The 15165-nt window shown below is 42.0% G+C and carries 15 protein-coding genes and 1 tRNA gene; 2 read left to right on the top strand and 14 right to left on the bottom strand.

Going from position 1 to position 15165, the window contains the following annotated elements; genetic code table 11:
• The first annotated feature begins 10 nt into the window (after positions 1–10).
• Positions 11–1918: a diguanylate cyclase gene (locus AB5618_RS06765; RefSeq protein WP_368366594.1), complete on the top strand. Its 1908-nt coding sequence runs from the start codon at positions 11–13 to the stop codon at positions 1916–1918.
• A 40-nt stretch (positions 1919–1958) separates the two neighbouring features.
• Here the strand turns inward: AB5618_RS06765 and asnB are convergent, their stop codons facing one another.
• From asnB to AB5618_RS06725, 8 genes are all read right to left on the bottom strand, one after another.
• Positions 1959–3983 carry an asparagine synthase (glutamine-hydrolyzing) gene (asnB, locus tag AB5618_RS06760; RefSeq protein WP_368366593.1) on the bottom strand — a complete coding sequence of 675 codons (2025 nt, stop codon included), beginning with the start codon at positions 3981–3983 and terminating at the stop codon, positions 1959–1961.
• Positions 3984–4356: 373 nt separating this feature from the next.
• On the bottom strand, positions 4357–5427 hold the full coding sequence (locus AB5618_RS06755) for a DUF4179 domain-containing protein (RefSeq protein ID WP_173734943.1): 1071 nt from the start codon (positions 5425–5427) through the stop codon (positions 4357–4359).
• Positions 5414–5980 carry an RNA polymerase sigma factor gene (locus AB5618_RS06750; RefSeq protein ID WP_173734944.1) on the bottom strand — a complete coding sequence of 189 codons (567 nt, stop codon included), beginning with the start codon at positions 5978–5980 and terminating at the stop codon, positions 5414–5416. Before AB5618_RS06750 ends, AB5618_RS06755 begins: the two co-directional genes overlap by 14 nt.
• Before the next feature lie 70 nt (positions 5981–6050).
• The gene (locus AB5618_RS06745; protein WP_148461797.1) at positions 6051–6356 is read right to left on the bottom strand and encodes a hypothetical protein; all 306 of its coding nucleotides are present in this window, start codon (positions 6354–6356) and stop codon (positions 6051–6053) included.
• A gap of 230 nt (positions 6357–6586) precedes the next feature.
• Positions 6587–6844: a hypothetical protein gene (locus AB5618_RS06740; RefSeq protein ID WP_148461798.1), complete on the bottom strand. Its 258-nt coding sequence runs from the start codon at positions 6842–6844 to the stop codon at positions 6587–6589.
• Positions 6845–6865: 21 nt separating this feature from the next.
• On the bottom strand, positions 6866–7543 hold the full coding sequence (locus AB5618_RS06735; RefSeq protein WP_148461799.1) for a hypothetical protein: 678 nt from the start codon (positions 7541–7543) through the stop codon (positions 6866–6868).
• 1 nt (position 7544) lies between these two features.
• Complete coding sequence (locus tag AB5618_RS06730; protein WP_148461800.1) at positions 7545–7946, bottom strand: ATPase; 402 nt, start codon at positions 7944–7946, stop codon at positions 7545–7547.
• A complete protein-coding gene (locus AB5618_RS06725; RefSeq protein ID WP_173716986.1) occupies positions 7936–8388 on the bottom strand; it encodes a DUF4869 domain-containing protein in 453 nt (150 codons plus the stop codon). The genes AB5618_RS06730 and AB5618_RS06725 overlap by 11 nt, the downstream gene beginning before the upstream one ends.
• A 349-nt stretch (positions 8389–8737) precedes the next feature.
• Here AB5618_RS06725 and AB5618_RS06720 point away from each other — a divergent pair, with 349 nt between their 5' ends.
• A complete protein-coding gene (locus AB5618_RS06720; RefSeq protein WP_173734945.1) occupies positions 8738–9667 on the top strand; it encodes a GNAT family N-acetyltransferase in 930 nt (309 codons plus the stop codon).
• A gap of 166 nt (positions 9668–9833) precedes the next feature.
• On the opposite strand, the gene AB5618_RS06715 is transcribed toward AB5618_RS06720, so the two are convergent.
• From AB5618_RS06715 to AB5618_RS06690, 6 genes are all read right to left on the bottom strand, one after another.
• Positions 9834–9907 (bottom strand) — tRNA-Arg (locus AB5618_RS06715).
• Between the two features lie 132 nt (positions 9908–10039).
• Positions 10040–10108 (bottom strand): DUF6783 domain-containing protein, encoded by a 69-nt coding sequence (locus tag AB5618_RS06710; protein ID WP_368366286.1) that lies wholly within the window; start codon positions 10106–10108, stop codon positions 10040–10042.
• Between the two features lie 32 nt (positions 10109–10140).
• Entirely contained in the window at positions 10141–10587 is a 447-nt protein-coding gene (locus AB5618_RS06705) for a hypothetical protein (protein ID WP_368366592.1), read from the bottom strand.
• 232 nt (positions 10588–10819) lie between these two features.
• The gene (locus AB5618_RS06700; protein WP_173734947.1) at positions 10820–12211 is read right to left on the bottom strand and encodes an aminopeptidase; all 1392 of its coding nucleotides are present in this window, start codon (positions 12209–12211) and stop codon (positions 10820–10822) included.
• A 188-nt stretch (positions 12212–12399) separates the two neighbouring features.
• On the bottom strand, positions 12400–14130 hold the full coding sequence (locus AB5618_RS06695) for an ABC-ATPase domain-containing protein (protein ID WP_195591117.1): 1731 nt from the start codon (positions 14128–14130) through the stop codon (positions 12400–12402).
• Between the two features lie 467 nt (positions 14131–14597).
• A partial coding sequence (locus AB5618_RS06690; RefSeq protein ID WP_368366591.1) for a transposase occupies positions 14598–15165 on the bottom strand: 568 nt, incomplete at its 5' end.

Raw genomic sequence — 15165 nt, 5'->3', positions numbered from 1 at the left:
AGATTTTTGCATGAAAAAAATAGCACTTATTACAGATGGCTGGGGACGTTATGTAACCTATACCTGGATTCAGGGATATCGAAATTACATGGCTGCCCACCAGTCAGATATGGATTTATATATTTTTCAGAGCTTTGGGAATTTCAGTATGGATGAGAAGCATAATGCAGGAGAATATAACATTGCACGGCTTCCGGATTTTTCAGAATTTGACGGCATCCTTCTGGATCTTGCCACCGTGTCCCAGCCAGACCTGATTGCAGAGATAATTGAACGTACGAAGCTCAGCGACATCCCAGCAATTTCCCTTCTTGAGCAGATTCCAGGGCTGTACCATTCCGGAATTGACAATTACGAAGCCATTACCCGGATTGTTGAGCACCTGATCACAGAGCACGGATGCCGTACCTTAAACTTCATCGGCGGACCAGAATTTAACAGGGAAAATCAGCTCCGCTTCAAAGCTTACAGGGATGCCCTTCTTCGCCATGGAATTCCTTTCGATGAGCAGCGCGTGATCCATCATAATTATGAAATTGAAACCGGAATCCAGGCATTTTCTACATTTAAAAAGAAAAACCTGCTTCCAGATGCCTTTGTATGTGTCAACGACAATACAGCTGTAGGCGTCTGTCTGGCCGCCAAAGAAGCAGGATATTCTATTCCCGGGGATTTTCTGGTAACCGGTTTTGACAACGAAGACAAGGCTTCCTATTATGAGCCCAGAATTACCACAGTAGGCTTCTCCAAAGCCGATATCATGGAAAATACCCTTTTAATGCTGGAAAAAATCTGGAATGGAAATGCAGAGGAAACTTATATATACGCACCTTTCACCTACGTTTTTCAGGAAAGCTGCGGCTGTGTTTCCCAGAATCCACCTGACCGTGGAGAGTATGTAATCAATCGCATCGTTGCAGAAGCACGCCAGAGCGATATGCAAAACTGGATGATGGATCTGAACCGTGTTCTCCTGGACTGTACAGGATACACAGAGCTTGCAGGACGTATGCAGAACTGGCTGACAAAGCATGGTTGCGGAAATATTTATCTGTTTTTGAACCCGGATATCTTTATGAGCGAAAATATAGATGCACTGCCTGAGCTTCCGGAGGATACTTATCAGACAGAAGGATACCCGGAGGAGATGGCACTGGTTTACCCGCCCCTGGATGGTACGAACCGGCTTCAGCTTAATCTGAAAGAAATTCTTTCACTTCCACAGACAGAAGCTACCAAAGGACAAAATATTTACCAGTTCTGTCCTCTGCATTTTCGTGAACGGGAGATTGGATTTCTGATCATCACCAATTGTGATTATCTTCTGGAGCATCAGTTCCTGTTCGAAACCTTAAATGCACTCCAGACTTCCATGGAAGCCCTGTATGCAAGACTTACCCTGCGTAAAATGAATAAACAGCTTTCTCAGCTTTACATCCATGATTCTCTCACCGGGCTCTACAACCGGATGGCTTACGAGAAGCTTGCCATGCCTCTTTTCCATCAGTGCATGCAGGAAAATCAGCCAGTTGGAATCATGTTTGTGGATGCAGATCACCTGAAATATATCAATGACACCTTTGGGCATGATATGGGAAATCTTGCTATCAGCAGCATTGCTTCCGTCCTGCGGCAGCACTGTCCGGCAGAGTCCGTTTCCATACGCTATGGAGGAGATGAATTCGTATGCGTGATTCCTGATTATAATAAACAGAAAATACAGGAGCTGGCTCATACCCTTCTGGATTCTCTGGAAGTGTTTTCTGCCAATAGCCGTATGGGCTTCCCCATTGAGGCAAGCATCGGATGGGTAATTGCCGATGATCCGGATCTGCCCTTGAATGATTATATCAATCTGGCAGATGAGAAAATGTATTCTGTGAAAAAGTCCAGAAAAGCAGAGCGGAAGGATTTCTAAACGGACAGGGGACCTCTGGCGACATCACCATATAGGAAAGTCAGTTACTTTGCAGCTGACGTTCAGAACTTTCCTTGTAAAAAAATGTATGATGCCAGATCAGGAAAGCAAGAACTGTCCAGATCTTGCGGCTGTTGTCCTTTTTCCCTTCTTTATGTTCTCTCAGAAGCTGGAGCAATTTTTCTGTATGGAAAAATTCTTCAGCTTCTTTTGATGTGAACAATTCTTTCACCATCTGATACCAGTCGTCCTGGCGCAGCCACACACGGATGGGGATTGGAAATCCCAGCTTCTTCCTTCCGTCAGTATCCTGAGGGATATACTTCGAGACCGCCTTTCGGAAAATATCCTTCGTTGTACCATCAGCAATCTTAGCTTCCTTAGGCAGCCCAGCTGCAAGCGTCCATACATCCTTGTCCAGAAACGGCACCCGCACTTCCAGGGAATGAGCCATACTCATCTTGTCCGCTTTCTGGAGGATATCGCCGGGAAGCCAGTAATTGAGGTCTACGGACTGCATTTTCTCCATATCCTGAAGGTGAGATTTCCCCAATCCATCCCTTCCACTTTTCTTTTCTATACGGCACACTTTATGTGTGTGCTTAGTTCTGTCTGTCTTTTCAAGGAAACGGTCATTTTCAATTTCTTTATAAAACGGCTTCAGGAATTCCTGGGTTGTCTGCCCTGTCACGCCTCCTTTTAAAATCTGATTTTTCTCTTTTTCACCATAAATATATGCATTTCCGATAAATCGTTCTTCTACTTTCTTTCCTGCGCGTATCAGGAAGTCCCTGTCTTTCACATCTGGCAGTTTCGCTGCCAGCCGGCCCACAGCCCTTCTGATTCCAAATGGGATCCAGCCAACCATTTTCAGAGCTTCCGGCTCCCGGTAAATGTTATATCCACCGAAAAGCTCATCCGCGCCCTCGCCGGAAAGCACTACTTTCACATGCTTCGCAGCTTCCTGTGCCAGAAAATAAAGGGCAACTGCGGATGCATCTCCTGAAGGTTCATCCATATGGTACATGACGTCTGGAAGGGAATTCCAGAATTCTTCTTTGGAAATGATTTTTACATGGTGCCTAAGGCCTGCTGCTTTCGCAACCTGGGCAGCTTTTTCCACCTCATTGTAGCGATTGCCTTCGTCAAAGCCTACAGTAAAGGCCTGGTCTGCTCCGGAAGCTGCTGCCAAATAGCCAGAATCCACACCGCCGGACAGAAATGCGCCAACCTCCACATCGCTTAACATGTGGTGCTTTACGGAATCGTCCAGGATGGTTTCAAGCCTGGCCTGAAGCGGCTGCATGTCTGGATTGTTTTCTTTTAACTCATTGACATTTTCATCCCTGCGAGTCCCAACATTTGAATTCTCTTGACTTTCTTCCCATTGACCGAGTGTAAGTCTGGCTTTAAAATACGATTTTATTTCATATTTTCCATCTCTATAAATAAGCACATGCCCCGGCATCAGCTTATAAATTCCTTTAAAAAAGGTCTCTTCCAGTGCTGAATATTGAAAGGACAGATACTGCTCCAACGCCAGTCTGTTCACTTCTCTCTTATACCCTGGAAACGCCAGAATGCTCTTGATCTCAGATGCAAATACGAAATGCCCGTCGATCTGCGCATAATACACCGGCTTGATTCCAAAGAAGTCCCTTGCCAGCATCAAAGTCTGCTCCTTCTCATTCCACACAGCAAATCCGAACATTCCCCGCAGCTTGTCCAAGGCCTTTTCCCCGTACTTCTGAATGGTATTCACCAGCACTTCCGTATCTGAATGGGTGCGAAAAGAAATGCCAGCTGCCTCTAATTCGGCCCGCAGTTCTTTATAATCATAAATCTCTCCGTTAAAAACAATCTGCAGATTCCCATCTGCACTTTCCATTGGCTGCTGTCCATCCTCCAGGTCAATAATACTGAGCCTTCTAAACCCAAGGGTAATCTCGCCACCACAAAAAGAGCCTTCACTGTCTGGCCCTCTATGTTCAATGGATTTCATCATTCTCTCGATCACAGCCTTCTGGTCATTCCTGTGACCGGTAAATCCACAGATACCGCACATATCTTCCTCCGTGTTTAACCGCCGCGTACTTCTGCCACGGCATTATATTTTTCTTTTCCCTTTACGCTTCCTCTTCCCCTTGAGTATGCAAATGGCACAGAATGTACCTTGAAGTGAACTTTAGAATCAAAGTTTGAGATATTATAACATAAACCAAAACTGTCCATGTATTTACAATTTTCTCATACCAGCCTACAATACCCGAATTCAAGTGAAATCTACCGCAAAGTGGCATGTAAATTACAAAATGATTTTTGGTATAAAATCGCCCCTGCGGAAAAAACGGAACCACTGATTTCTCAATGCTTCCGCTTTTTCCGCAGGCGGTCAATACAGAGGTTTCTTGTGATTCGTCCGCAAAAATGTGCCCAATTTACTTTTGTAAATCAACCGTAATACTCTCACCTACCGGAACCGCCAGATCTTCCGGTGCCTGGTTTTCGCCATATACGGTTCCGATTTCTTCTATATATGCATCTTCCGATTCCTTCTGTTCGTAGGAAACGATTTCTCCTGCAGTTCCTGAAAAATGATAAAGCTGCAAAGTTAATTGTTTTGCATGATTTGGAATTTCAAGATTTTCTAATTCAAAGATCAAATTCGGTTTTTCATAGGAAGTGAGATCAAAAACATATTCATTTCCTAAGTCGTCTTTCCCTCGAATCCAGAATTCATCATCTTCTGCCATATCAGAAAATGATCCTGAAATAGTACACCCGAAGATATTATATTTCATTTCTGAAAGCAAAAACGTCTGATTTTTCTCAATTGGTATGGAGGTTTGAATGTCAATCTCCTTTGTATCCGCTTCCAAAACTTCTGGATCTGCTGTAAATGAAAATTCATACGCATCCTTCTCTTCAACCTGCCCATTTTCATTTTGAAACGTTCCTATTTCAATTTCAAATTTCTGGGAACGATCAGCTTTACTTCGATTAAACTTCGCTACAAAGTATTTAGAAGCTGTTTTTTCTGATCCTGTGCTGTTATTAAGCGCATATTGCCTTTCTAACGCTAATGCCTCCCCATCAACGGCTGCCTGGACACTGTTCATGGAAATATCATTTTCGTCATTTTCGTCTGTCAGAGAATATGCAACCCAGAGACTTTTTTCATCCGCAGCAACCTCCTCCAAAGAAACCGCAATCCCATTTTTTTCAATTGTCTTTTGGATTGCTTTCACATATTCATCTGTGCCCTTCTCAATTCCTAAAATCCGCCCAATAAGGGAGGTCATTTTATACCAGGCTGCTTCCACCTTTTTCTGATGAATAAGACCAACGCCAATGACTGCCACTAATAGGATGCAGGCGGCCACCCCCCTTATGTAATGCTGGACTATTACGATTTTATTTTCTTTCCATGGTTTAGCCGCCTGATAGATGTATTTCTCATCGATCTCCTCAAACGCAGTTAAAAATTCCCACCCTTTACTCTCCTTCATAGCCAGCCTCCTTTAACAAACCATAAAGTTTTTTCCTACTGCGAGCCAAAATTGACTTGATCTTGCTTTCCCCACAGGCATGTCGGTCCGCTATCTTTTTTATAGGATCCATATACCAATAACGCCTTATAAAGATATCCCGGTCACGTTCGGAAAGCTTCCCTAAAAAGAAGTCAAACAACTTTACAAGTTCCTTCTTTTTCAGGTAGTCCTCAATGTCAGAAGAAATTGCATTTCCAATCTTTTCCACCTCTCCTGCAATATCCTCCATATGGGAATCCACTCGTTTCTGCGCATTTCTTTTGCGATAGCGGTCTATCGCTGTATTTCTTGTTATTTTAGAAACAAAGGAAGAAAAAACAGATGGTCTCCTGGGCGGAATGTTATTCCATGTAAAAAGCCATGTATCATTTACACACTCCTCGGAGTCTTCCCTGTTATACAAAATATTCTGTGCAATCCTATAACACATATTCTGATATTTGTTTTTTGTCTCTATAATTGCATTTTCATCTCTGGCAAAATACAAGTTAATGATCTGTGAATCATCCATCCTGTGCCCTCCTTTCTTTTTCACTTTATATCACGTATTTTATTACAATTGGTCGCAAAAAGAGAATTTTTTATTTTCCTTCCTGATCCAATACCTCTGTCACATAGCTGCCTTGTCCATCTACGGCAATTACTCGTTCTTTACCGTCTTCAGTTTCAATAATCTGCCCTATTGATACTTGATCCTGCGGTCCCTCAATACTCAAATCGTGATTTTCCTTAAATGTACCTAATGGATATGGATACATTACCCGTTCTCCCTTTGCATTGAAAAATTCATGCAATTCAACTCCAGAACTGGCAGCTACTGAAACTGCACCAATCAGCATGCTTACTGATACTCCAATCAATAACAGTTTTCGTTTCATCATATTCATCCTACCTCATCTCCATAATTTTTTCAGCTATAAGCTGTAAACAATATTTTCCAGTTTTCTCTTTTGTAGTTACTTCATTCCTTTTTCACTATATATCACGTAAAATTTTTGCGTCCGTTGCATACCCTGAAAATTATGTAAAATTTATTTCTATTTTTGCTGCATAAAAAAGACACCAAATCCTTTTTGAACATTCTCTAAGGTTTTGGTGTCTTATAAAAAGTATAATATTATTTCTGAAGCACAAAACGTGCCTGCTCCAGATTTTTCTTATCCACAAGGATTTCATACTGCTTGGCCTGCTCCGCTGGATTTCCTGCACTTCCCACACGTCCCCTGAGCGTTCCGCTGCCTGTCCATTCTCCCAGCTGGTCTTTTACTTTGTACTTATACTTAATGTTTTCTCTATCCAAAACATCTCGGATCTCATTAAATCTTTTCAAGTCTGTACCAATCCATAGGCTTTCTGAATTAAATGCTGTGAACATTCGCTTCTCCCCCTTTCCATTTCACCTAATTAATTCGTTCAATAATTTTTGAATTTCTTCTGAACAAATCAACATTCTCATTTTCTCATTACCATCCTCAGTCTCAGGTTTACCGCAACGAAGATTATTCGGATGTTCTGATATACAGCAATTTTTATACCAGCATTCCCCCATGAGTGCCCCTTTAACAGACCACTTCTCATTTTGCGTAAACTCACCTACCAGTGATTTCATTACCCGCTCTGTAGAATATCTCTTAAAGCCAGCCAGATACTGCAGCGTCTTTTCATCATCAATCTTGCTCAAATTGATTCTATGATCCTCAATTGCCGACAAAACAGCTTCACGAATCCTGATTTTATCCTTCTTTCCAGAACCAGTCCATGGAACCAGATAATCAAATGCGAGAATCAAATATTCAAAACAGATCATATCCAGAATTATTATTCTTCCATTTGATTTTTCTGCTATGGATTTCAACAAACGATATTTATTACGGATATCCTGATTATCAACTACATAATCAAATGCAATATAATACTTATCTTCCTCTTCTGGTCTTAAATCTGATACTGCATTCAGAATGCCCTGATTACTTTCCTTGCTTTCAACTACAAGAGCATTTTCAAAGAAAAGTTGATTAACCAATTTCCAGAAATGAAGTCCTGCGCCGGTATCCTCAGTCCATAAGTATTTCATATCACAGTTCCTCTTCCAGCGTTATCCGATTTCCCTCAACCTTCAAAATCTTGAAACTCTTATCTGATACATTAAGACCATCACAATTTCTTGAAAACAGCATATATTGATTTGAAAATTCAAAATTGATAAATCTTCGGATTTCATCATTAAGCAAAATATCTGCATTGTCAATTACAATAAAATTACCACGGCACTGTTTAAGCGTCTCCAAAAGATTATCCGATTTATAATTAAATAATTTAATTCTTTTATACTCATCAGTAAACCTTAAATCTTCCAGCATTTCATAGAGAACTGTTTTGCCGGTTCCACTATCTCCACCAACAAGAGTAATTCTGTCATCAAATACTAAATCATAGGAAAAAGGAGCCGCTTTAAACGTAATATTTTTATAAATCATCAGTTTCTCTCCTTTCATACTCCCTGCTCCACCAAGCATTATACCCTTTACTGCCAGTTACTACATCCGAATCATTGAATCTGAACTTTGCACTATCCGGAATATCAGCCAGTGATGGTCTGGACATATAAATTTTTATGTTGTCCATTGCAAAAATGATTTTAAGGACATTCGGCCCGCATTCTTCTACACAGACCACTTTATCTGGATGTTTTACAATATTGAGCAACGTCTTACATCCAGAAGATAAATTACGAATGGTACCCAATCCATACTTTGTTTCGATGTGCTTATCTGAAGTTAGTTTGGCATCATCCACTTGCTGAATAAGTTCTTTCTCATTTTGGGTCATTTCTTCATTTCCGGTATTCAAATTAAAATATAAATCATTTTGAATGATCCAATCTTTTGACTCTTTTTTTTCTGTATATATATCAATCATTCAGCGTCACTCCTTTGATGGAATTACTGTACCATAGTTATAATATTATTTAAAATTCCAAAATAGTTCCTTTTGTCAGTTTTATTATATCATCATCCCAGTTGGTTGGAAAAGCAATTTTTGTTAGGATTGTTCTTTTATAGAATCATTAATATAAATTCCTGATTGCCAAAATACAAGCTATCGCCTATACTTCTTTTATAAAGAAATAATTGGTATCAACACTGCAATCAGTGTATGAATACAAAATACGCTTACGAAAGGGGGACTTTTTTATGAAAATGAATCGTGTGTGGAGGGTTCACACTTCCTAAGCCTAACCCTCCGAATAAATTCTGGAGGAAATAAAATGGAAAATCGAATTACTGTCCGTGAAGCAATCACAGAAATCGAAATCGCTGCTTTCTGGGAGCAACTTTACAATTACTACAAACGTGATATTTTTCCTGATTCTGTAGACGGAGAGCAAAATCATTTCCTCGGGGTCGAATATCGACAACATATGGAGATAATTCACAAAAGGCCACAAGATCGTTGCTACTACCTGCTTTTTTATCAGAATGAACAAAATGTAGGTTTTGCAATGCCTGTGATTTACACAAGCGAAGATGGAAAATGTTTTATTATGGACTTTTGCGTTTACCCTGAATTCCGTGGAAATGGTATGGGAAAAGAATGTGCCAGAGCACTTCTGAAATGGGCTGAAAAAAATGGGGCATTTTATGCAGAGCTGAACTATAGCGACAACGTTCGCCGAAAACATTTCTGGCAAAGCATTGGGTTTGTCCAAAATGGTTCTGACCAGTGGGGTGATCCCCTAATGCTCTTTCCCCCAAAGGAGAGAGCCCCAATCTCAGTGGAAATCCTCACTGATTCTGAAGACTGGCAGCTTCAAAAACTGGAAAATGGTTTTCGAGCTGAAGTCGGAGTTCCTGCTTTAACGGAAGAAATGTACAGCAAGCTTACTGCCGCAATACAAAACGGTGAAACCACATTTTTCCTTGCCAAACGTGGCTACCGGGCTGTTGGGATGTGCAGTATAACAAGATATTTCTCTTCTTCCATCTGTTCTGAAGCAGGAATCTTGTCCGACCTCTATGTGGAGCCGGTATTTCGTAAAAAAGGAATTGCGCAAATGCTATGCATAGCAGCAATGGATTTCTGTAAGGAAAACAATATTGTAAATCCATCTGTTTTTTGCAGTTCCAAGGAAGAAAAATTATTTCAAAATCTTAATTTTAACAATACCTTGGATATCCTATTAATACATTCAAATTAAGTCACATTTTAGGGCGCTATATCACCTTTGGATATAGCGCCCAATTCTATTATATCATCCTTCAAATTTTGTCAAAAATGACTTATCACCACAAAATGGCTCTTTCAAAAAGATATAAAAAACCGGAAACCCTTGATTTCTCTAGGTTTCCGGTTCTTCTTAAATACGTGTGTTAGAGGATTCGAACCCCCGGCCTTTTGGTCCGTAGCCAAACGCTCTATCCAGCTGAGCTAAACACACATTTATTACTTGTGAAGTATTTGTCCCTCACAACAATGGATATTCTACACGATACCTGTGGTTTTGTCAACACCTTTTTGGAATTTTTTTTAAATATTTTTTTGTAGGTATTTTTTGCACGATTGGCACTATTTAAAAAGCAATTCTAAAGCGTGTTTGAAAAAGGCTTTCTGCAAGATGTGCGTCACAATTTGGCAACACTCCCACAATTATCCATTCTGTACTGTGCCTTCCTATCTCCTGGTCTTCTTCGCCTGCCAGTTCAGCACAGCGCCAATCATATAAATAGCCGGGAACATCAGCATACGGATCACAGATGCCGGATCAAAATCTCCGAAATTCAGGGTGACGATCACTTCTGCCACAACCTCTGCAATAAGAAGGCCTCCCATTCCCACACAAAGGCCTGCATTCTCCACCTTACCAGCCTGTTTCACACCAACCACGCCAGCTGCCAGGTAGATCACTCCTGCTGCCAGAACCATCACATTGCTTGCCACCAGCTGGCTGTAAGTCATACCGTTCTGATTCAGATATTCTACAACTGCGCTGTCACTGCTACCCTTCATAACCAGGGAAAGATTGTTTCCACTTCCAAATGCCAGCAGAACGCCAAGAAAAAGCAGGAGCATTCCTCCCACCTTCAGGATGGTCTCTCCCGGTGCCTGTTTTTTCAACATAATCCAACTCTCCTCATTTAATAGAATTTTCAAAAACACATTTCAAAAGGATCTAACATTTTTTCTATAAAAATTACGGACAGACATATAAAGTCTGCCCGATAATTTTTATAATTTACACAATCAACAAGCCAAAGTCCATGCTTGCATGAAACCTTAGCGACTGCTGCGATAACGAATCAAAACTCGCAGAGCGTGTTTTGTCTCGTTTCCAATTTTCTTTAGCTCTTACTTACGCATCCAGAAGGAACGCCTTATAAGCCTTCTTCGCCTCGTAAACATCCGCCTTGCTGGTAACCTCCCACGGTGCATGCATACTGAGAACAGAAACACCGCTGTCAATTACTTCCATACCATAAAGAGCTGCGATAAAAGCGATGGTTCCGCCGCCGCCTACATCAACCTTACCAAGCTCAGCTGTCTGGAAGCAAACCTTATGGTCGTCAAAAATTCTGCGGACTCTTGCCACATACTCTGCATTGGCATCATTGGAGCCGGATTTTCCACGGGCACCTGTAAACTTGTTGAGAACGATACCTCTTCCAAGATACGCAGAGTTCTTTTTCTCAAAAGCTTCTGCAAATGCAGGATCATAGCCGGCACTTACATCTGAGGAAAGCATGCTGGAATTCTTCAGAGCCTTTCTCAGTCTGAGATCTGAATACTGTCCCATTGCATCCAGGACCTCTGCTACACTGTTCTCAAAGAAATGGGACTGCATACCAGTTGCTCCCACGCTTCCGATCTCTTCCTTATCTACAAGGAGACAGCAGCTTGTACGCTTCGGTGCTTCCATCTCAAGAAGGGCCAGAAGGGAAGTATATGCGCACACTCTGTCATCCTGTCCATAACCAGCGATCATGCTGCGGTCAAGACCACAGTCACGAGCCTTGCCAGCTGGAACGATTTCAAGCTCTGCGGAAAGGAAATCTTCCTCTTCCACACCGTATTTCTCGTTCAAAATACGAAGTACATTCTCCTTAACAGCCTCTTTCTTCTTGTCATCCGGAAGATCCTTCAGTGGCTGGCTTCCAATCAGGATATCCAGCTTCTCACCCTCAACAGCCTCAGAAGCCTTCTTCGCCATCTGCTGTCCTGCAAGATGGATTAAAAGGTCTGTGATGTAAAGAACCGGATCGTCCTCATCCTCGCCGACGGTTACATTTACAACAGTGCCATCCTTCTTCACAATTACACCATGCATTGCCATTGGAAGAGCAACCCACTGATATTTCTTTACTCCACCGTAGTAATGGGTATCAAGATAAGCCAGATCCGTATCCTCATATAACGGATTCTGCTTAATATCCAGTCTCGGAGAATCAATATGAGCACAAAGGATATTCATACCCTGTGCCAGATCATCCTCTCCAATATGATACAGGGCAATGATTTTCTGCATTCCGACCTGGTAAACTTTATCTCCTGCTTTCAGATCTTCGCCATTTTTCACCTTTTCTTCAAAGGAAACATAGCCTGCTTCCTCAGCCTCTTTCACAATCTGTGTGATACATTCACGTTCTGTCTTTCCTACATTTAAGAAATGACGATATTTCTTTGCCACAGTTTCCAGATCCTTCATATCAGCATCTGAATATGTGAGCCATGCGTTTGGACGTTCCATAATCTATATCCACCTTTCTCCTGTTTTCATTTTACACAGGGAAAATAATCCCTGTGTTTTCCTCATCCAAAATTCATTATAGCGTATAACCAGGTAAAAAGCTACCGGCAAATAGGTTTTCTTGCACAAATCTTTTGTCGCGCAGTCCAACACTTTGCACTGCCTTTTTTGATATGGCCAAATCCGGTTCAAGGTCTCCTGTATCGGTTAAAACAAGCATATACTTCCTGTCGTCTTGGCACTGCATAGCCGCAGGAAGTATATCCTTCTGACAGAAAAGACAGCCCTTCTTTTTCCAATTTACTGCAAAGCAGCTCCACAATTTCCGGCAGTGTTCTTTTCCCATCAATCAGTTTTTCCACTGCATATTTCAGCAACGCTCCTAAAGCTCCTGTCTGCTCACTGTCGATCAGCTGTTCCACATATCGCAGATCCACTTCCTGTTTTCCAATGGAAAAACCATCTCTGCCATGTACCTTTACTTTCAGCCTTTCCGGCTTATCCTGCGCCTTAGAATGACCGTAATAAGCCTTCTTGGAACCGTTTAACGGCATATTTTTTGACATGATGCGATGGCTTTGTGGTGCTTTAAATCCAGCTGCCATATTCTCATTTAAAGGATAATTCCTGCAAAGTTCCCGGACTTTTTCTGTGATATCTACCGGTATATAATTGTCCATCTGGATCACGGTATCTGCAATATGGAAAAAAGCCCCGGAGCTTCCGGCAACCAGAATTGTGGAAATCCCCTCTTTTTCATACAGATCCCGGGCGCGTTCCAGGAATGGGGTGATCGGCTCTTTTTCCCGGCTGATCACATGCTGCATAAAGGCGTCGCGCACCATAAAATTAGTAGCAGATGTATCTTCATCCAACAGAAATACCTTGCTTCCAGCCTCTATTCCCTCCACGATTCCTGCTGCCTGGGAAGTACTTCCGCTGGCATCTTCCGTGGAAAAACAGGTGGTATCTTTTTTATTGGGAAGGTCATTTATAAATAGGGAAATATCCACATCTTTCACAAATCGACCATCCTCAGAGCGCAGCTTCTGGGCTGTGGAATCCGTGATCACATATTCTCTTCCATCTCCCTGAATGTGGTTATACACGCCCAGTTCCAATGCATTCAGAAGGGTAGATTTGCCGTGATAACCACCACCAACGATCAACGTGATTCCCTTAGGAATTCCCATTCCGGTTATTTTTCCCTTATGGGGAAGCGCCATAGTCACCCGAAGACTTTCCGGCGAAGAAAATGTCACGCTCCCTTTCATCGGCTTAGATGAAATACCACTCTCTCTTGGCAGAATCGCGCCGTCATTTACAAAAGCAACCAGGGAACGCTTCTTTAATTCTTCCCTGATATACGCCTGATCTTCTGCCAGGAAAATAGTATTTTCCAAATCTTTTCCACTTAAATTTCTGTATACAAATGCTTTTTCCACACAAACCGGCAGAAATTCAAAGAAAATTTTTTCCAGCTCTCCCGCATTTATGGTACGTCCATTTGCCGGAAATCCTACAAAAAACCGGACGGTAATCCCCTGATCTGTAATCTCACAGGCCGTTCGCTCCAGCACCTCCTGACCGCATCTGGTCACAGAAATAAGTCCACTTTTTCCAGAGCCTTTTGCCCGAAAAGTATAGCGATTCACCTGCTGTTCAAACTGTCTGGTAAGATAGTCTGCCAGAGTAATTCTGGTCAGTTTATCTTTATAATATTCCGCTGGAAATCCAGCTTCTCTGTGGGGAATTTTCACACTGACATGGGACGGTGACGCAAATGGATCGCCCTGTACATGATCAATTGACAAAACATATTTCTTAAACTGATATGCCCCTTTCAGGGATTTATAAGCAGGATAGCTCTTCCGGTTGATGGAACGGAGCATGTCCTGTAACTGATTTGCTGACTGCATAAGTACCTCCTCATATAATCAAGTGTTTTTTATTGAAAATTCAAGGTTTTTCAACCTTTCATATCTCAGTGAATAAGCCACAGCTATGAGCATTTCGATGTATCAGGTACTGAAATAGCGGTTGAATGGTATACGAAATAAAACGTCATTGATTTTCGCTTTACTGGCCTTGTGTATACCCTTCCCTCTATGGCAGCTAACCTCCTATATCCACCAGGATCATCTCTGTCTCCAGAGGTCCTAACTTCCTTCGTCCTGCCTGCCCATAACCAGGGTGTCAGCTATGCTCCATTACAGGGTCATGCCCTATGGTAAAAATTCCTGCCGACTACTGGCTCATTCTTTGTATTGTTGATTACTGACTTGCTTCCTGTACCAGCACTGTGAGCAGTGGACGTTATCTGTTACATTCTGCTTGATTCAGTGGCTGCCCACGTGACAACCTCCACTATAGTTACTTGTCTTTCTTACGCAGTCTGTAGATAAACTGCTGGTCTCTTGATGTCATTTACCATCTTTTTCGGATCATAATTCACACCTTTAGTCAGCATGACATAAAAGACTCGTATCAGCTTGGCTGCAATCGCCATAAGTGACTGCATTTTCTTCAAGGGATTCAGCCTCCTGGTTGTATAATAATTATGGAGTTCCCTGAACTCCGGGTTCTTCGCTACAAGCGACATTGCAACCTCAAAGAGCAGATATCTGAGTCTCTTTCGACCTCGTCTGCTTATTGTTGTCTCGCCCTTGTGCTTTCCCGAACTATTTTCAACCAATGCCAATCCTGCAAGCTTCTGCAGTTCCTTCGGATTGTTAAAGCGGCTAATATCACCTACTTCTGCAAGGAACCCTGACACTGTCCTGATTCCCACACCTTTGATCTCCAACAGCTTCTCAGCCATCGGAATCTGTTTTACCAACCCTTCAATCAGAGTCATAACTTCCTGAAGACGTATGCTTCTGGATTCATAGTCCTCCAGAAGCATTCGGATTTCCATTCTTGCAGCTACTGCTCCTTCTTTGCTTCCGACACTG

This window comes from Ruminococcus sp. J1101004sp1_RTP21198st1_B9_RTP21198_201120, assembly GCF_040924245.1.
GTDB lineage: Bacteria > Bacillota > Clostridia > Lachnospirales > Lachnospiraceae > Blautia_A > Blautia_A faecis.
Note: the sequence above shows the minus strand (reverse complement) of the source record. Positions and strands in the feature narration are given on the sequence as shown.